Raw genomic sequence first — 16,896 nt, forward strand, 5'->3', positions numbered from 1 at the left:
ATCGTTCCACAATAGCGTACGCTGGTCGGCACGACAATCGAACGAGTCAGGGGTGACCATGGGCAGAACGCAGGCGTACGACACCGCCACCGTTGTCGCCTCGGCGCGGAATCTGTTCTGGAAGAGGGGTTTCGACGGAGTCTCGGTGTCCGACGTGGAGAAGGTGACCGGTTTGTCGCGATCGAGCATCTACCACGCGTTCGGGAACATGCGCGGGCTGTTCGACGCGGCCGTACAGGACTATCTCGACACCATCGTGGCGCCCCGCATCCGTCCGCTGCTGGAACCGGATGTCGCGCCCGGGGCACTGGCCGGGTACCTCACCGGCCTGGCCGAGGCAATCGGGCGGCTCGGGGACTCCGACGAACCGACCGGCTGTCTGCTCGTCGGCACCGCGGGGTCCACCCTCGGGGATGACGCGGCCGTGCGGCAGGTGGTCGGTGCCTATCACGCCGAACTTCTCGCGGCCGTCACGAGGGGAGTGGCCGCACGATTCCCCGACGACGACGCGGAGTCCGTCGCGGCGCGTGCCACGTCCATCACCGGGGCGACCATCGCGGCGATGACTCTCGCGCGCGTCAACCGGGACGAGGCGGTTCGGCTTCTCGACGTGACGTCGGCCATGATTCGCTGACCGACCACCCCGACTGGTGCAATTGCGACGCCGGGATGCCATGCTTCTGCTCGACCAATGTGCACACGGACGTGCTCGATCGGGAAGGCTGATGATGGCGGTTTCGCACCAGGGCAAGGACTACCGGCTGGTCATGTTCGACCTCGACGACACCCTGGCGCCGTCGAAGAGCCCGATGGCCGACGAGATGGTCGCACTGATGCGCCGCATGCTCGACCGGAGTCTCGGGTGCATCATCTCCGGCGGCCGGTTCGAGCAGTTCTCCGCGCAGGTCCTGGCGCGTCTCGGGACCTTCGACTCGATCGGAAACCTCCACCTGATGCCGACGTGTGGCACGCAGTACGTGCGCTGGTCGGGTACCGACTGGGAGACCGTCTATGCCGAATACCTCGGTGACGACGAGAAGACGCGCACGCTCGCGGTCCTCGAGGCCGGGGCCAAGGAGCTCGGTCTGTGGGAGTCGGAGACCTGGGGCCCGATCCTCGAGGATCGTGGCAGTCAGATCACGTTCAGTGCTTTGGGACAGTCGGCCCCGGTCGACGCCAAGGCAGCCTGGGACCCCGATGGCGCCAAGAAGGAGTCGCTGCGCGCCTATGCCGCCGAGCGCCTGAGCGACCTCGAGGTACGCAGCGGTGGGTCGACGTCGGTGGACGTCACCAAGAAGGGCATCGACAAGGCGTATGGCGCGCGGAAGTTGATGGACATCCTGGATCTCGGCACCGGCGACATCCTGTTCTTCGGTGACCGTCTGGACAAGGGCGGCAACGACCGGCCCGTCCTGGATCTCGGGATCGAGTCGATCGCCGTCGACGGCTGGCAGGACACCTACGCGAAGCTGTCGGCGATCGTCGACGTGTGAGTCGCCGACGATCGCCGAGCCGACTTCGCGAACGCCGTGATCACGCGTGCTTGACCAGCAGTGCCTTCTTGAGCCCGGCGATGTCGCCGGACGTCAGACCGAGGCCCTTGGACACGTAGTTGTCGAAGCTGCCGTACGTCTTGTCCGCAGCGGCGAACGCGGCACGCAGCGACGAGATGTTCACGCCGTTCAGCGAGTCGCCGGCGTCGGCATGGCGGAAGGTGTTGCTGGCCAGGTAATCCTGTTCGACCGTGCTGCGGTCGACGCCGAGGATGCTCAGCAGGACGGCAGACGCCCAGCCGGTGCGGTCCTTGCCCGCGGTGCAGTGATACAGCACGGTGTCACCTTTGCCCGCGGTGGTCTTGATGTCCAGCAACGTCTTCCGGAACGCGTCGCGCGCCGACGCGCTGGTCACGAACTCGCGATACGAACTCGTCGGATCGGACAGGTCGGACGAGCCCGAGTCCAGGCTGATCGGGACCGGTGAACCGACGACGTTGTAGTTCAGCGCCGTCGCACCCGGGACCGCGCGGTCGGGCTGCACGGCGCGCTCGACGTCACTGCGGAAGTCGACGATCGAGGTGACCCGGTGTCCGGCCAGCTTCTTCTGATCGGCCGCGGTGAGTTTGTCGAGGCTGTCGCTGCGGATGACCCGGCCGTTGATCGTGTGACCGTCGGCGGTGTGATAGTTCGTGAACATGCGCGTGTTCACCGTGCCGGCGAGGTCGAATGCGGCGGGCGCGGTCGTGGGTGCGGTCTGCGACGGGGCTGCCGTCGCGGTTCCGATTGCGGTCGGTGCGATCGCGGGTGCGCCGACCACGGCGAGTGCAGCGGCCGCGCATACGAGTCGTCGCCGCAGTGCGGAGCGGTGCGAAGGTGTGGTCATCTCGGGCCTTTCGTTTCCTGGTTGGACGTGACGATCACGGTGCCTCCCGTGACGCTAGTCGGCGGGTTCGGCGACGGATCCGACGCGTGGCGTTCCGGAGCGCACCCGGAACGATCTGGCGTGGTAGCGACTGGTCCACGGGTCGGCCTTGTCGACGAGGAAGTACCAGTCCATCTGCGCCGCCGCCGGCGTGATGCTCAACACCCCGTAGCCGTGTGCGTCGAAGTCGTTCCACCGGACGTGTCGGTTGGCCGCCATGATCGCCGTCGGCACGGCGGCGCCGACGGTGTGCTCGGGCACTCCGAGGATGTCGTCGATGTTGGACGAGGTCACCGACGGGACCACCAGCTCGGTCGCGACCGAACCGCCGGCGGGAAAACGAGCCGCGTCGGCCGGGATGTCGCAGGCCCAGGATGAATGGATGTCGCCGGTGATGAAGACGACGTTGTCGACGCGATGATCGCGGATGGCGTAGAGCAGTCGACGGCGATCGGCGGTGTAGCCGTCCCATTGATCGGCGTTGTAGGGCACCCCGCCGGCGGGCAGGCCGAGTAATTCGGTGACGGCCGCGGTGTTGCGGGCATCGAGAGGCGGGATCAGGACGGGTGCGATCATCACCGGATTCCCGATGATCTGCCATCGCGTGGACGACGACGTCAATCCGCTGGTGAGCCAACGCATCTGGGCCGCTCCGGTGATGCTCCGGCGCGGGTCGTCGACGTCGGACGAGGTGGCCGACACCTGTTGGTCCCGATACGTCCGCAGGTCCAGCATCGACAGTTCGAGCAGCCGGCCGAAACGGAGCCTGCGGTAGAGATGCCTGCCGGTTCCGGTCGCTTCGGGACGCACCGGCATCCACTCGTAATAGGCGCGCTCGGATGCGGCCTTTCTTGCTGCCCAAGGCCCTTCGCCTGCGCTGTGGTTCTCCGCGCCGCGTTTCCAGGCGTCGTTGGACGACTCGTGGTCGTCCCACGTGCAGATCCACGGCAGGAGGCGGTGCAGCTCGGCGAGGTCGACGTCGGTCTTGTAGTGGGCGTGCCGAATCCGGTAGTCGCGCAGGGTCACCGTCTCGTTGGCCGGTTCCGTCTTCCGCACCACGCCGGACTTCCCGCCGTAGCCGCCGGTCTCGTACTCGTAGAAGTAGTCGCCGAGGTGCACGATCGCGGTGAGATCGCGGTGTGCGCGGAGATGGCGATACGCCCCGAAGTGCCCGGCTTCCCAGTTGGCGCACGAGACCACGCCGAACCGCACCCGATCGACATCGGCGCCGAGGGCCGGTGCGGTACGGGTATGGCCGGTCGCGACGTCGCACCCACCGTGGGTCCCGACGCGACCCGGAATCGATAGACGTACCGCGTGTCGGGTTCCAGCCCGGCGACATCGACCTTCACCGTGTGGTCCGCCGCGATGGACGCGCGGACGGATCCGGATGCGACCGTGCGCACGAAGGTGGCGTCACGGGCCACCTCCCAGATGACGTCGACGCCGGGGCCGCGACCCGAGCCCGGCGTCGCCGCGGCGGTCGGCGTGACGCGTGTCCACAGGATCACGCCGTGGGGGAGCGGATCGCCCGAGGCCACGCCGTGTGCGAACACAGCAGCCAAACGGGGCGCGGCGGAGGCGGGTGACATGGCGATGCCGGCGGTGGAGACCCCGGCCGCCACCGCGCCTGTGCGCAACACGGCTCGGCGGCTGATCCCGGATCGCTCCGACGGTTCTGCAGAGGGGGCGTCGGGCCGATCGGCGTCACGGGGGCCACGGAGGGCACTGGAGTCACGGAGGGCACTGGAATCACGGAGGGCACTGGAGTCACGGGGCGGTGCGGACACGACGCTCATCATGCGGCACCCGATGCCACGGTGGCGACCGGCGCGCACTCCCAGATCAGCAGGCCCGTGGGGATTCTGACGGGTGTCGCCGAACGTTCATCCGGAGTCTGCCCGATCGACATCCGATCGCCGGTCTCCGCCGCGGCGAGGGTCTGGTGCCGCCCTGGCGGAAGGAGCAGGATTTCCATCATGGCGATCGACATGGACCGGTTCACGATGTCCCGACTCGGCGAACTCCGCTGGTGCGCGATGCGACGACGGGTGCGTGCTGCGGTCGCCGGCGAGACCGTCGTCGACTCACGTGATGTGCTCCAGGTGTGGGAGCCCGACCGGGTGGTGGGCTCCTATGCCGTACCGATCGCGGACATCTCGGCGGGGCTCATCGATCCGGTCGTGGTCGCACCGGCCGAGCACCGTCCGCCGATCCTGACCCCGGACGATGCATTTCTGCTGCACACCTGCCCGGGGACCGCCTGGAACATCGCCGTCGGGGATCACCCCCTGGTCGCGGCCGCGTTCACCCCGGACGATCCGGATCTGGGAGGCCACGCCGTCCTCGACTGGTCCGCGTTCGACGAGTGGCGGGAGGAGGAGCAGACCGCGCTCGCCCATCCACACGATCCGTTCAAGCACATCGATTGTCTGGACACGAGCCGGCATGTCGTGGTCCGTATCGACGACGTGGTGGTCGCCGAGAGCAACCGGCCCACGTTGCTGCTCGAGACCCACCTTCCGCAACGTCATTACCTGCCTCAGGAGGACATCCGGATGGATCTGCTCGTCGCCGGCGACACGCACACCACCTGCGCCTACAAGGGGCGCGCGTCGTACTGGTCGGCCATCGTGCACGGGCAGACCGTGGCCGACGTCGCGTGGTGCTATCCCGATCCGCTGATCGACGGTGAGCCGGTTCGTGACCTGATCTGCTTCGACGACGATCGGGTCGACATCACCGTGGACGGTATCGCGGGGTGACGGGGAGGGGTCTGCGCAACTGGTGGACAATCGACGGAACCGACCCCGCAGAAACGGGTGGCAGGTCGAACAGAATGCGGTGAGGAGGCAACGTGTCCGAGTTGGTGCCGTTGACGGTGCAGATGGTCGCCGCGACGCAGTTCACCCCACCGCCGGACGTCGATTGGAGTACCGACGCCGATGGTGGCGAGGCGCTCGTCGAGTTCTCGGGTCGGGCCTGTTACCAGAGTTGGGACAAGCCGAATCCCCGGACGGCGACCAACGCGGGCTACCTGCGGCACATCCTCGAGGTGGGCCACCTGTCGTTGCTCGAGCACGCGTCGGTGACGTTCTACATCACCGGTATCTCCCGTTCGTGTACCCATGAACTGATCCGGCACCGCCACTTCTCGTACTCACAGCTGTCCCAGCGATTCGTCCCGGAGCACGACTCGAACGTCGTGGCACCACCGGCGATCCGCGGCGACACCGAGCTCGAGGCCTTGTTCACCGAGGCGACCGATTCGGCGCGAAAGGCCTACAGCGAGTTGCTCGATGCCCTCGAGGCCAAGTTCGCCGATGTGCCCAATGCGATCCTGCGGCGCAAGCAGGCGCGGCAGGCGGCCCGGTCGGTGCTGCCGAATGCGACCGAGACCAAGATCGTGGTGACCGGCAATTATCGCGCGTGGCGGCACTTCGTCGGGATGCGCGCGACCGAACACGCCGACGTCGAGATCCGGCAACTCGCCGTCGAGTGTCTGCGTCAGCTCATGGAGGTGGCGCCGACGGTGTTCGGTGACTTCGAGATCGGCACGCTGTCCGACGGAACCGAGGTCGCCACCTCGCCGTTCGTCCTCGAGGGCTGAGCGGCGCCGCGCCGGGCGCCCGCACGCGTATCCGCGGCACGGAGAAGGTAGCCTTGAGCACCATGAACGCAGGCGTAGACCAGCCGCAGACGCATCCCTTCGGGACCATCGGCGTCGCCATGGTGACCCCCTTCACCCCCGACGGTGCGCTGGATCTGGACAAGGCCGCCGAGCTGGCCGAACACCTGGTGTCCAAGGGATGTGACGGACTCGTGGTGTCGGGCACGACCGGCGAGTCACCGACGACCACCGTCCCGGAAAAGCTGGAGCTCCTGCGCGTGGTGCTCGACGCCGTCGGAGACCGCGCTCGCATCACCCAGGGCGCGGGCAGTTACGACACCGCCGAGAGCGTTCGCTTCGCCATCGAGGCGGAGAAGGTCGGCGCCCACGGACTGCTCGTGGTGACGCCCTATTATTCGAAGCCGCCCCAGGCCGGCCTGTACGCACACTTCCGCTCGATCGCGGACGCCACCGATCTTCCCGTGCTGCTGTACGACATTCCGCCCCGGTCCGTGGTCCCGATCCTCAACGACACGATGCTCGCGCTCGCCGAACACCCGCGCATCAAGGGTGTGAAGGACGCCAAGGGCGACCTGCATTCGGCGGCGGGCATCATCGCGTCGACCGATCTGGAGTACCTCTCCGGTGAGGACGCGCTGAATCTGCCGTGGCTCTCGGTGGGTGCGACCGGATTCGTCAGCGTGATCGGGCACCTGGTCGCGGATCGGTTGCGCGACATGCAGATGGCGTTCGAGAAGGGTGACATCGCGACCGCCCGGGAGCTCAACATCTCGATGCTCCCGCTGGTGAACGCGATGGGCCGATTGGGTGGTGTGACGATGGTGAAGGAATCACTGCGAATCCTCGGATTCGATGTCGGCCGACCGCGTTTGCCGCAAGTCCCGGCAGACGGGCCGCAGATCGAGGCGCTCGTGGCGGATCTCCGCACGGCCGGCGTGCTGAACTGATGACCGGGCCAGCGCGGCGTCGTCGTACCGCAAGCCGAAAGGCAGGACCTCCGGCCCCGCCCACCAAGGCGGCCCCGTCCACCAAGGCGGCCCCGTCCACCAAGGCGGCCCCGTCCACCAAGGCGGCACCGCCGGCCGACGCAGCACCGCCTGCCAAGGCGGCCAAGGCGTCGGGCGCTACCGCGAAAAAGGCTCCCAAGAAGGCGGATTCGTCGGCTGCCCGGAGCAGCCAGGAAGCCGACCCGAAACACGCCGCGCGGGCCCAATCGGGGCAGTCACGCTCCGGCGGCGGACGCCACGAGCGCCGGGACCGGCGGGGCGACAACCGCGGATCGCAGGCCGCGACGGTGCCTGCGGTCGATCGACTCGGTACCCCTCGCCGGGCTCCCCGTAACGGTCTTCGCATCGTGGCCCTCGGCGGCATCGGTGAGATCGGGCGGAACATGACCGTCTTCGAATACGGCGGCCGCCTGCTCATCGTCGACTGCGGCGTGCTGTTCCCCGAAGACGCTCAACCCGGCGTGGACCTGATCCTGCCCGACTTCACATACATCGAAGACCGGATGGACGACGTCGACGCGATCGTCCTGACGCATGGTCACGAGGACCACATCGGCGCGGTCCCGTTCCTGCTCCGGTTGCGCAGCGACATCCCGGTGATCGGGTCGAAGTTCACGCTTGCACTGGTCGACGCGAAGTGTCGCGAGCACCGGTTGCGCCCCAAGCTCGTACAGGTGGTCGAGGGTGAGCGAACCACGCACGGCCCGTTCGACTGTGAGTACTTCGCGGTCAATCACTCGATCCCGGACGCCATCGCGGTGGCCATCCGGACCCCGGCCGGCGTGGTCCTGCACACCGGTGACATCAAGCTCGACCAGCTGCCCCTCGACAATCGGCTCACCGATCTCGCCGGTTTCAGCCGGCTCGGCGACGAGGGGGTCGACCTGTTCCTGGTCGACTCGACCAACGCCGAGGTGCCGGGCTTCGTGACGCCCGAACGTGAGATCGGCGGGGTCCTCGACCAGGTCATCGGTCGCGCCCGTCAACGGGTCATCGTCGCGTCGTTCGCCAGCCACGTCCACCGGATCCAGCAGGTCGTCGACGTGGCCCTCGCGCACAATCGGCGGATCGCCTTCGTCGGGCGGTCGATGGTCCGCAACATGCAGATCGCCCAGGATCTCGGATACCTGTCGGTGCCGGATGGCGTCCTCGTGGATCTCGACACAGCCGCGACGCTGCCCGACGACCGGTTGGTGCTGATCTCGACGGGCTCGCAGGGTGAGCCGCTCTCGGCGCTGTCGCGGATGGCGCGCGGCGAACACCGCCAGATAAACATCCGCGCGAACGATCTCGTGGTGCTCGCGTCATCGCTGATCCCGGGCAACGAGAACTCCGTGTTCGCGGTGGTCAACGGTCTGGCGAAGCGGGGTGCCACGGTCATCACGCAACAGAGCGCCAAGGTGCACGTCTCCGGGCATGCGTCGGCCGGTGAGCTGCTCTACCTGTACAACGCGGTGCGGCCGTCGAACGTCATGCCGGTCCACGGCGAGTGGCGCCACCTGCGGGCCAATGCCGCGCTCGCGGTCGCCACCGGCGTCCCCGAGGACCGGGTGGTACTGGCCGAGGACGGCGTGGTGGTGGATCTCGTCGACGGCCTCGCGGAGATCGCCGGCCGCGTGCCGGTCGGCCACGTCTACGTCGACGGACTGTCGGTGGGCGACGTGAACGAGTCGACGCTGTCGGAACGATTGGTGCTGGGGGAGGGCGGTTTCATCTCCATCACGATCGCCATCGATGCCACCACCGGACGTGCGGTGAGCGTGCCCGAGGTTTCCGGACGCGGCTTCTCCGACGATCCGGACGCGCTGAAGGCGGCGGCGGATGTGGTGCATCAGGCGCTCGACTCGCTGGCGGCCGAAGGTGTCACAGATGCGCATCGCATCGCACAGACCATCCGCCGAGCCGTGGGACGCTGGGTCGCCGACACCTACCGCCGCCGGCCGATGATCGTGCCGACGGTGCTCGCCGTCGGATCCTGATCGCGCGAGCGCCGGAGGCGGTGGCCGCGGCTAGGGTGTGATCCGTGACCCTCGCACAAGATGAACGCGCCGCACTCGTCGACACCCTCCGCTCCGTCGGACCCGATGCGTCGACCCTGTGTGAGGGCTGGACGACCCGGGATCTCGTCGCCCATCTGGTGGTCCGGGAACGTCGGCCGGACACGGGTCCCGGAATCATGATCAAGCAGTTCGCCGGGCACACCGAGCGGGTGCGCGCCGGCGCCGCCACGCAGTCGTGGGACGTCCTGCTCGACCAGCTGGCGTCGGGTCCGCCCGCGTTCTCGCCCTTCAAACTCGTGGATCGCTGGGCCAATCTCGCCGAGATGTTCGTCCATCACGAGGACGTCCTGCGTGGCGGAACGCCCAGGGACGCGCCATGGACGCCGCGGCCGCTGTCGGCCGACATGCAGGAAGCGCTGGTCACCCCGGCGAAGTCGATGGCCAAGCTCACTCTCAAGGGCTCGCCCGCGTCGGTCACCCTGACCACCGACGATGGCCGTGAGCTGGTCACCTCCGGGTCCGGGAAGCCCGTCGTGGTGACCGGCACCGCCGGCGAGCTCGTGCTGTTCGCGTTCGGGCGGGCGCCGCTGGATGTCACATACGAAGGGGATGGCGACAGCGTGTCGGCGGTGATGAGCGCCAAGCGGGGCTTCTGAGACCGTCGATTCGGGCCGGTTACGAATTCGACACACAAATGCGTTGCCAGTGTTGCCTATGTGACTGAGGTGACGGTAGGCGACTAGTCTGTCTCCCATGGCTTCGAAAGCAACCGCTGGTGCCCAGAAACGGGGTGCGTCGCAGAGGAGTGCGCCGAGATCGGCATCGCGTGCGACCGCGGGAACGACGAAGTCGGGTGCACGGGGGTCGCGCGGTACGAGCACGCGGACGTCGACGTCGCGCTCGACGACGGCCGGTACCCGCTCCACCACAGCGCGCAAGAGCGGGACCTCCACGCGAGCTCGGGGCGGGAGCGGGAGCGCGGTGGCATCCGAGGACATCCACCGCCGGTCGGTCGCAGCGACCGGGGCATCCGCGGTCGGTCGCGGACTCGGCGCCGGATGGTCCCTGATGGCGCGCGGCGTGGGCGGTCTGGCACGCGCCGGGGGAGTGCGTTCGACGGGGGACGACCGTCTCGACGACCTCGACGTCGAGGAGACCGTCGACGACGGGTTCGACGGGTTCGACGGGCCGATCGTCGACGACCCACTCGACGAGGAGCGGCCCGTCGATCGGCGCGGGCGTTCGGCGCCGCGGCGCGACCTGAGCGGTCACTCACACCGCCGCGACGGCGTCGCGCTGGCGATCCTCGCCTTTGCTCTCCTGGTGGGAGCGAGCGTGTGGTTCGGGGCGGCCGGACCGGTCGGGGCGTTCATCGAGGCACTCATCCGAGCGATTGTCGGTGCCGCATCGGTGGTGGTACCGCTCGCTCTGGTCGCGCTGGCCGTGATGCTCATGCGGCGGCCGCCGAACCCGCATCGACGAGCACGGTATCTCGGTGCCGGCCTGCTCGTGGTGCTGCCGGTACTCGGTCTCGTGCACCTCGTCGCCGGTGCACCGGAAGACCTGCCCGGCCGGTCGTCGGCCGGCGGTTTCCTCGGATTCGCCGTCGGCACCCCGCTCACCGACGGCGTGACGGCCTGGATCTCGGTGCCCGTCCTGCTGCTGTGCGTCGCCTTCGGCGCATTGATCCTGAGCGGCAGGACAGTTCGTGAGGTGATCGACGGAGCGGCCGGCTACCTGGGACTCGGCCACGCGTCATACGCCGACGACGTCGCGCCCTGGGACGAGTTCGACGGCGACGAATTCGACCGCGACGAGTTCGACGACGAGGTCGAGGACGAGCGGGCCGCACGCCGCGTCACTCGTGGTCGTGCTCGAGGCGCCGACGATCAGGCGACCGAGGTGCTGGACACGCCCACCGGTTACTCTCCCGACCCGTACGACAACTACCCGCCCGACGTCGAGCCGGTGCGCCGCCGCCGCTCACGCAGGCCCGTCGACCCCGATGTGGACGCCGCGGACTTCGCGGCCGCGACGACGATCCCCCTCGACGACGAGGTCACCGAGCAGATCGGTGCCGAACCCGAGGAACCGGCACCGCCGCGCAAGACACCGGCGAAACACAAGACCCCACGCGCTCAGACGCCCGCCGCGGAGCCCGAGACCTCAGGGGCCGCGCTCGTCGATCGCCCCGTCGAGGGCGCTTACCAGTTGCCGCCGTCGGACCTGCTGATCGACGGGGACGCGCCGAAGCAGGGCGGTCGCGCCAACGACGACATGATCGACCGGATCACCGGCGTCATGGAGCAGTTCAAGATCGACGCCGCGGTCACCGGCTACACCCGCGGCCCGACGGTGACCCGTTACGAGGTCGAACTCGGTCCGGGCGTCAAGGTCGAGAAGATCACGGCGTTGCAGCGCAACATCGCGTACGCGGTGGCCACCGACAACGTCCGCCTCCTCGCGCCCATCCCGGGCAAGTCCGCGGTGGGCATCGAGGTGCCCAACTCCGATCGGGAGATGGTGCGTCTCGCCGACGTGCTGAAGTCGCCGAAGACGCGCAAGGACGGTCACCCGCTGGTGATCGGGCTCGGCAAGGACATCGAGGGCGACTTCGTCAGTGCGAATCTGGCCAAGATGCCGCACCTGCTGGTGGCCGGCTCGACCGGTTCCGGCAAGTCGAGCTTCGTCAACTCGATGCTGGTCTCGTTGCTCAGCCGGGCGACTCCCGACGATGTCCGGATGATCCTCATCGATCCCAAGATGGTGGAACTCACCCCGTACGAGGGCATTCCGCACCTCATCACGCCCATCATCACCCAGCCGAAGAAGGCCGCGGCGGCATTGGCGTGGCTCGTCGAGGAGATGGAACAGCGCTATCAGGACATGAAGGCGTCCCGGGTGCGTCACATCGACGACTTCAACACCAAGGTGCGGTCCGGGGAGATCACCACGCCGCTGGGCAGCGAGCGTGTCTACACCCCGTATCCGTACATCCTGGCGATCGTCGACGAGCTCGCGGACCTGATGATGACTGCACCGCGTGACGTGGAGGACGCGATCGTGCGCATCACGCAGAAGGCGCGTGCGGCGGGCATCCACCTCGTGCTCGCCACCCAGCGTCCGTCCGTCGACGTGGTGACCGGTCTGATCAAGACGAATGTGCCGTCGCGCCTGGCGTTCGCGACGTCGTCGCTGACCGACTCGCGGGTCATCCTCGATCAGCCCGGCGCCGAGAAACTGATCGGTATGGGTGACGGTCTCTTCCTGCCCATGGGCGCCAACAAGCCGATCCGTATGCAGGGTGCCTTCATCACCGACGAGGAGATCCAGGCCGTCGTCGACTTCACCCGCGAGCAGAGCGAGCCCGAGTACACCGAGGGCGTCACCACCGCCAAGGCGGGCGAGAAGAAGGACATCGACGGCGACATCGGCAACGACCTCGACGACCTGCTGCAGGCCATCGAACTCGTGGTCTCCAGTCAGTTCGGTTCGACATCGATGCTGCAGCGCAAGCTCCGGGTCGGGTTCGCCAAGGCGGGTCGGCTGATGGACCTGATGGAGACGCGTGGGGTCGTCGGGCCGAGCGAAGGGTCCAAAGCCCGTGAGGTGCTGGTGAAACCGGAGGACCTCGCCGGTGTGATCACCTCGATCACGGGCGGCGGTGGCGACGACGCCGCAACCGAGTAGCGCGCGGTCGAGCACTGACCGGTCGAGCACTGACCGGTCGACTGTCGATGGGGGCGGGCGATCGGGTGCGCTCAGGTGAGCCCGTGCTCGGACAGCCAGGTCCGCGCACGCCGGGCCGATGCCCGGCTCAACCAGGCGTCCTGGATCACCTCGGTCAGTTCCGTGCAGGTCAACTCGGCGATCCCGGACGTGCGCACGAGCACCGAGAGATGCCCGTCGAAATGGCTCGTGGTGAAGAACGGTGTGCCCTCGTCCTGGACCAGGGCCAGCTTGTCGTCCTCGGACGGGACCCAGATGACCACGACGTCGTCGAATCGCTCGCCGGTGTCGGGATCGCGGGCGTCCGGCCGGGGCGTGCGGAAGAACACGAATGACTTCCCGCCGACCTGATAGACCGGCCGATCCGCGGACGAACCGGCATCCGTGACGTGGGGCATTGCCTGTGCGACGGTGTGGATGTCGTCGACGGTCGCCGGGCGCTGTCGTGGCGCCATGGTGTAACCGTACCCGCGTGTACTAGGCTGGTCGACGATCGAAGAGGGGAGTATCCCCACTCTTTGCGGCGTCTCCGTCAATACGGTCGCCCCGGGCCACTATGCCGATCATCGTGGCGCGGACGACCCGGATTCGTCGGTCGGCCCGGTGCACACGTCATCTGATGTCTTGTCACCGAATCGCCGGCGGGAGAGACCTCTGGCATCGCAAGCTTGTGCTGCGCGCTGGAGGAGATCACTTTCATGGATATCACGACAACGGTCTGGATCGTCACCTGCGTGGTGATCGCGGCCCTGTTCGTCTTCGACTTTTTCGCCCACGTCCGAGTGCCACATGCCCCGTCCCTCAAGGAGTCGGGCAGTTGGTCGGTGGTCTACATCTCGATCGCGGTCGTCTTCGGCCTGTTCGTGTGGTGGAAATGGGGTAGTACCTACGGCGGCGAGTACTTCGCCGGCTACGTCACCGAGAAGGCACTCTCGGTGGACAACCTGTTCGTCTTCGTCATCATCCTGTCGAAGTTCGCCGTGCCCAAGGAGTATCAGCAGAAGGTCCTCCTGCTCGGCATCGTGATGGCGCTCATCATGCGTGGCCTCTTCATCGCTGTCGGTGCCGCGGCCATCAACACCTACAGCTGGATCTTTTACCTGTTCGGCGCCTTCCTGCTCTACACCGCGGTCAAGCTCGTCAGCGACAGCGACGACCCGGTGGATCACGAGGAGCAGCGCGAGACCAGGCTCGAGCGGTTCGTCAAGCGCTACCTGCGTACCTCCGACGAGTATGACGGCGACAAGCTCTTCACCAAGGCGAACGGCAAGCGACTGGCCACCCCGATGCTGATGGTCCTCACCGTCATCGGCTTCACCGACGTGCTGTTCGCCCTCGACTCGATCCCCGCCATCTACGGGCTCACCCAGGAGCCCTACCTGGTGTTCACCGCGAATGCGTTCGCACTGATGGGACTTCGCCAGCTGTACTTCCTGCTCGGCGGTTTGCTCGACCGGCTGGTCTACCTGTCCTACGGACTCTCGTTCATCCTGGCGTTCATCGGTGTGAAGCTCGTACTGCATGCCCTGCACGAGAACACCCTGCCGTTCATCAACGGTGGCGAACACGTCTCGGTGCCCGAGGTGTCCACGGCGGTGTCGCTGTCGGTGATCATTCTGACGCTGGTGATCACCACCGTCGCGAGCTTGATCAGGTCGCGCAATTCCGAGTCGACGCCGAGCTGACGACCGCCGATCGGCGGTGTCCGGGTCGATCAGGCGTCGAGCGGCCCGAAGACCTGGGTCCATTCGACCACCCGGACACCGTCGACGGCCTCGTGCGCGATGAACGGGTCGTTGGCCAGGAACGCCTCGCCGGCGTCGAGGCTCTCGGCGCGGATGACGATCAGGGCGCCGGAGCCGTCCGGGTAGGGGCCGGCCAGCAGCACGTTGCCCGCGGCATTCTCCTCGCCCAACCACTCACGGTGCAGTGGCCGGTACTGGTCACGCAGGGCCGCCTTGGGGGGTTCGTAGGTGTAGTGGACGGCAAAGGTCGCCATCGGGGCTCCTGTCGTGATCAGTTGAGGGTGGCCAGCATTCGGGTGTTGCCGAGCGTGTTGGGCTTCACGTAGCTCAGGTCGAGGAACTCGGCGACGCCGGTGTCGTAGGAACGGCACATCTCCTCGAACACCTCGCGGGTCACGGGTGTGCCGTCGATCTCGCTGAAACCGTGCCGCGCGAAGAACGAGGTCTCGAAGGTGAGCACGAATACCCGGGACAGCTGCAGCTCCCGGGCCATGTCCATCAGGCGCGCGACGATCCGGTGACCGACGCCGCGGCTTGCATACCCGGTGTCGACCGCGACGGTACGCACTTCGCCGAGGTCGGCCCAGAGCACGTGCAACGCGCCGCAGCCGACCACCACACCGTCGAGGTCGGCCACCCAGAACTCCTGGACCGCCTCGTAGAGGGTGACGAGGTTCTTCTCCAACAGGATGCGACCCGCGTACTGGTCGATGAGTTCTTTGATCCGGGGTACGTCGGAGGTTCGTGCCCGGCGGATCGCGGCGTCGCGTACCTCCGTCGCCGAGACGTTCTCGTCGTCGGTAGCGGTCGGTCCCGGGGTAGCAGTCGGTGGCGTCCGGGGTGCCGGGTCGGGGACGGCAGGGGGCATGGGACCTCACAGTAGTCGTGCCCGGGAGGGGCGCGCACGTGCCTTTGCGCCCGAGTCTGCCCTCGCGGACTGCCCGCGACCGGGGTGCCGATAGGCTGTGGGCGTGCGGGAGCAGTATCGCCTGGTCGGCTGGCGACCACGAGAGATCGGTGCGTCATGACCGATCGGATGCGCCGTGCCGTGCACGAGAACGGGATCGCAGGTGCCGGCCGTGGGCCCGACCACATCACCGACCCCGTCGACCCGGTACCCCTGGTCAACATTGCGAACGCGCTCACCGTCTTCCGGATCGTCCTGGTTCCCGTGTTCGTCGCGGCCTTGTTCATCGGCGGCGGCCACGACACGGCGTGGCGGATCACGGCAGCCGCGATCTTCGCGATCGCGGCCATCACGGACCGATACGACGGGCGTCTCGCGCGGGAACGAGGCCTCGTCACCGACTTCGGGAAGATGGCCGATCCGATCGCCGACAAGGCGCTCATCGGTGCGGCGCTCGTCGGCTTGTCCGTCCTCGGCGACCTCTCGTGGTGGGTGACCGCCGTGATCCTCGCCCGGGAACTCGGTGTCACCGCTCTTCGGTTCTGGGTCTTGCGTCACGGTGTGATCCCGGCCAGCCGGGGAGGCAAGCTGAAGACCCTGCTCCAGGCGGTGGCCATCGGCCTCTACCTGCTGCCGCTGGGCGGACCATGGCATGTGGCCGCCGCCGTCGTGATGGGCCTTGCGCTGGTCGTCACGGTGTTCACGGGCTTCGATTACATCTGGCAGGCCCTGGTTCTGCGGAATCGGTCCGTCGCGGCCGCCCGAACGGGGACCGGAGCCGGCGACGGGTCGTCCGACGCCTCCGGAGCGCCCGATGTTCGCCCTCGGCGCAACACCGGATGACGTGCGCGATACGGCGCGGCAGCGGCCGTGATATTCGACTACTGTCGTCGTCACGGCGGCGACATCCGCCGAACCGGCGAACCTGGGTCGTCGGGAACCGGTGCGGTGTCGCAGACGTTGTGGTGATGGTCTGGTCCGGCGACCGACGAGGTGGTCGTGGCCGGAAGACAACCGAGCAGTGAGGAGGACGCCCGATGGCAGTGCTACTGCGAGAGGCGCTGGGCGAGAGCCTGCGCCGGGTACGCACGACGCAGGGCCGGACGCTGCGTGAGGTGTCCACCGACGCCCGGGTCAGCCTCGGCTACCTGTCGGAGGTCGAACGTGGGCAGAAGGAGGCGTCCAGCGAGCTCCTCGCTGCGATCTGTGACGCACTCGACGTGGAGATCGCCGAGCTCCTGCTCGACATCGGCCTCGCCATGCTCCCCGCCGACAGCGACCGTCTGATCGGCGCCGAGACGATCGCGACCACGGACATGGGCGTGCTCGACGCCAAGGTCGTCATCCCGGGGCCCGCCGGACGTTCCGAGGAGGCGGCGCTCGCCGCCGCATGATGCTCCGCGGTTCGCGCCGCACCCGACCGCGCCGCGGGCGCGACCGGGATCATGGTGTGTCACCG

The 16,896-nt window shown here is 67.7% G+C and carries 16 protein-coding genes and 1 pseudogene; 11 read left to right on the forward strand and 6 right to left on the reverse strand.

Annotation, left to right across the window (positions count from 1 at the left end; translation table 11 throughout):
• The first annotated feature begins 58 nt into the window (after positions 1–58).
• Both ACPXCG_RS19515 and ACPXCG_RS19520 read left to right on the forward strand, forming a co-directional pair.
• Entirely contained in the window at positions 59–634 is a 576-nt protein-coding gene (locus ACPXCG_RS19515) for a TetR/AcrR family transcriptional regulator (protein ID WP_425793761.1), read from the forward strand.
• 94 nt (positions 635–728) lie between these two features.
• Complete coding sequence (locus tag ACPXCG_RS19520; protein WP_425794006.1) at positions 729–1,493, forward strand: HAD-IIB family hydrolase; 765 nt, start codon at positions 729–731, stop codon at positions 1,491–1,493.
• Positions 1,494–1,533: 40 nt separating this feature from the next.
• On the opposite strand, the gene ACPXCG_RS19525 is transcribed toward ACPXCG_RS19520, so the two are convergent.
• The 3 genes and pseudogenes from ACPXCG_RS19525 to ACPXCG_RS19535 form a co-directional block, all read right to left on the reverse strand.
• On the reverse strand, positions 1,534–2,379 hold the full coding sequence (locus ACPXCG_RS19525; RefSeq protein WP_425793762.1) for a tyrosine-protein phosphatase: 846 nt from the start codon (positions 2,377–2,379) through the stop codon (positions 1,534–1,536).
• A gap of 54 nt (positions 2,380–2,433) precedes the next feature.
• Positions 2,434–4,010: pseudogene (locus ACPXCG_RS19530) on the reverse strand (alkaline phosphatase D family protein).
• A 206-nt stretch (positions 4,011–4,216) separates the two neighbouring features.
• The gene (locus ACPXCG_RS19535; RefSeq protein WP_425793764.1) at positions 4,217–4,411 is read right to left on the reverse strand and encodes a hypothetical protein; all 195 of its coding nucleotides are present in this window, start codon (positions 4,409–4,411) and stop codon (positions 4,217–4,219) included.
• Here ACPXCG_RS19535 and ACPXCG_RS19540 point away from each other — a divergent pair.
• The 6 genes from ACPXCG_RS19540 (at position 4,398) to ACPXCG_RS19565 (ending at position 12,746) form a co-directional block, all read left to right on the forward strand.
• A complete protein-coding gene (locus ACPXCG_RS19540) occupies positions 4,398–5,183 on the forward strand; it encodes a DUF427 domain-containing protein (RefSeq protein WP_425793766.1) in 786 nt (261 codons plus the stop codon). The two genes, ACPXCG_RS19535 and ACPXCG_RS19540, sit on opposite strands and share 14 nt — an antisense overlap.
• A 92-nt stretch (positions 5,184–5,275) precedes the next feature.
• Positions 5,276–6,028, forward strand: a complete 753-nt coding sequence (gene thyX, locus ACPXCG_RS19545) for an FAD-dependent thymidylate synthase (protein ID WP_425793768.1) — start codon at positions 5,276–5,278, stop codon at positions 6,026–6,028.
• A gap of 62 nt (positions 6,029–6,090) precedes the next feature.
• On the forward strand, positions 6,091–6,996 hold the full coding sequence (dapA, locus tag ACPXCG_RS19550; RefSeq protein ID WP_164308314.1) for a 4-hydroxy-tetrahydrodipicolinate synthase: 906 nt from the start codon (positions 6,091–6,093) through the stop codon (positions 6,994–6,996).
• Positions 6,996–9,035, forward strand: a complete 2,040-nt coding sequence (locus ACPXCG_RS19555; protein WP_425793769.1) for a ribonuclease J — start codon at positions 6,996–6,998, stop codon at positions 9,033–9,035. Before dapA ends, ACPXCG_RS19555 begins: the two co-directional genes overlap by 1 nt.
• Positions 9,036–9,079: 44 nt before the next feature.
• Positions 9,080–9,712: a TIGR03085 family metal-binding protein gene (locus tag ACPXCG_RS19560; RefSeq protein ID WP_425793770.1), complete on the forward strand. Its 633-nt coding sequence runs from the start codon at positions 9,080–9,082 to the stop codon at positions 9,710–9,712.
• A gap of 97 nt (positions 9,713–9,809) precedes the next feature.
• Positions 9,810–12,746, forward strand: coding sequence for a DNA translocase FtsK 4TM domain-containing protein (locus ACPXCG_RS19565; RefSeq protein WP_425793771.1), 2,937 nt, complete (start codon positions 9,810–9,812; stop codon positions 12,744–12,746).
• A 71-nt stretch (positions 12,747–12,817) separates the two neighbouring features.
• On the opposite strand, the gene ACPXCG_RS19570 is transcribed toward ACPXCG_RS19565, so the two are convergent.
• Positions 12,818–13,240 (reverse strand): MmcQ/YjbR family DNA-binding protein, encoded by a 423-nt coding sequence (locus ACPXCG_RS19570; protein WP_425793772.1) that lies wholly within the window; start codon positions 13,238–13,240, stop codon positions 12,818–12,820.
• Between the two features lie 243 nt (positions 13,241–13,483).
• On the opposite strand from ACPXCG_RS19570, the gene ACPXCG_RS19575 reads away from it, so the two are divergent.
• Positions 13,484–14,470 (forward strand): TerC family protein, encoded by a 987-nt coding sequence (locus ACPXCG_RS19575; RefSeq protein WP_425793773.1) that lies wholly within the window; start codon positions 13,484–13,486, stop codon positions 14,468–14,470.
• Positions 14,471–14,499: 29 nt separating this feature from the next.
• On the opposite strand, the gene ACPXCG_RS19580 is transcribed toward ACPXCG_RS19575, so the two are convergent.
• Positions 14,500–14,784 (reverse strand): YciI family protein, encoded by a 285-nt coding sequence (locus tag ACPXCG_RS19580; RefSeq protein ID WP_425793774.1) that lies wholly within the window; start codon positions 14,782–14,784, stop codon positions 14,500–14,502.
• Between the two features lie 17 nt (positions 14,785–14,801).
• Positions 14,802–15,398: an amino-acid N-acetyltransferase gene (locus ACPXCG_RS19585; protein WP_425793775.1), complete on the reverse strand. Its 597-nt coding sequence runs from the start codon at positions 15,396–15,398 to the stop codon at positions 14,802–14,804.
• Positions 15,399–15,554: 156 nt separating this feature from the next.
• Here ACPXCG_RS19585 and pgsA point away from each other — a divergent pair, with 156 nt between their 5' ends.
• Entirely contained in the window at positions 15,555–16,280 is a 726-nt protein-coding gene (gene pgsA, locus ACPXCG_RS19590; protein ID WP_425793776.1) for a CDP-diacylglycerol--glycerol-3-phosphate 3-phosphatidyltransferase, read from the forward strand.
• A gap of 194 nt (positions 16,281–16,474) precedes the next feature.
• Positions 16,475–16,831 (forward strand): helix-turn-helix domain-containing protein, encoded by a 357-nt coding sequence (locus ACPXCG_RS19595; protein WP_425793778.1) that lies wholly within the window; start codon positions 16,475–16,477, stop codon positions 16,829–16,831.
• Positions 16,832–16,896 lie beyond the last annotated feature (65 nt).

It is taken from the genome of Gordonia sp. DT218, from assembly GCF_049847105.1.
In the GTDB taxonomy this organism is placed as follows: Bacteria; Actinomycetota; Actinomycetes; order Mycobacteriales; family Mycobacteriaceae; genus Gordonia.

Bases quoted from the DNA above. Each gene is read 5' to 3' on its own strand.
- ACPXCG_RS19515 (WP_425793761.1), top strand. From the start codon at position 59: ATGGGCAGAACGCAGGCGTACGACACCGCCACCGTTGTCGCCTCGGCG.
- ACPXCG_RS19520 (WP_425794006.1), top strand. From the start codon at position 729: ATGGCGGTTTCGCACCAGGGCAAGGACTACCGGCTGGTCATGTTCGAC.
- ACPXCG_RS19525 (WP_425793762.1), bottom strand. From the start codon at position 2,379: ATGACCACACCTTCGCACCGCTCCGCACTGCGGCGACGACTCGTATGC.
- ACPXCG_RS19540 (WP_425793766.1), top strand. From the start codon at position 4,398: ATGGCGATCGACATGGACCGGTTCACGATGTCCCGACTCGGCGAACTC.
- ACPXCG_RS19535 (WP_425793764.1), bottom strand. From the start codon at position 4,411: ATGTCGATCGCCATGATGGAAATCCTGCTCCTTCCGCCAGGGCGGCAC.
- dapA (WP_164308314.1), top strand. From the start codon at position 6,091: ATGAACGCAGGCGTAGACCAGCCGCAGACGCATCCCTTCGGGACCATC.
- ACPXCG_RS19555 (WP_425793769.1), top strand. From the start codon at position 6,996: ATGACCGGGCCAGCGCGGCGTCGTCGTACCGCAAGCCGAAAGGCAGGA.
- ACPXCG_RS19565 (WP_425793771.1), top strand. From the start codon at position 9,810: ATGGCTTCGAAAGCAACCGCTGGTGCCCAGAAACGGGGTGCGTCGCAG.
- ACPXCG_RS19570 (WP_425793772.1), bottom strand. From the start codon at position 13,240: ATGGCGCCACGACAGCGCCCGGCGACCGTCGACGACATCCACACCGTC.
- ACPXCG_RS19575 (WP_425793773.1), top strand. From the start codon at position 13,484: ATGGATATCACGACAACGGTCTGGATCGTCACCTGCGTGGTGATCGCG.
- ACPXCG_RS19580 (WP_425793774.1), bottom strand. From the start codon at position 14,784: ATGGCGACCTTTGCCGTCCACTACACCTACGAACCCCCCAAGGCGGCC.
- ACPXCG_RS19585 (WP_425793775.1), bottom strand. From the start codon at position 15,398: ATGCCCCCTGCCGTCCCCGACCCGGCACCCCGGACGCCACCGACTGCT.
- pgsA (WP_425793776.1), top strand. From the start codon at position 15,555: ATGACCGATCGGATGCGCCGTGCCGTGCACGAGAACGGGATCGCAGGT.
- ACPXCG_RS19595 (WP_425793778.1), top strand. From the start codon at position 16,475: ATGGCAGTGCTACTGCGAGAGGCGCTGGGCGAGAGCCTGCGCCGGGTA.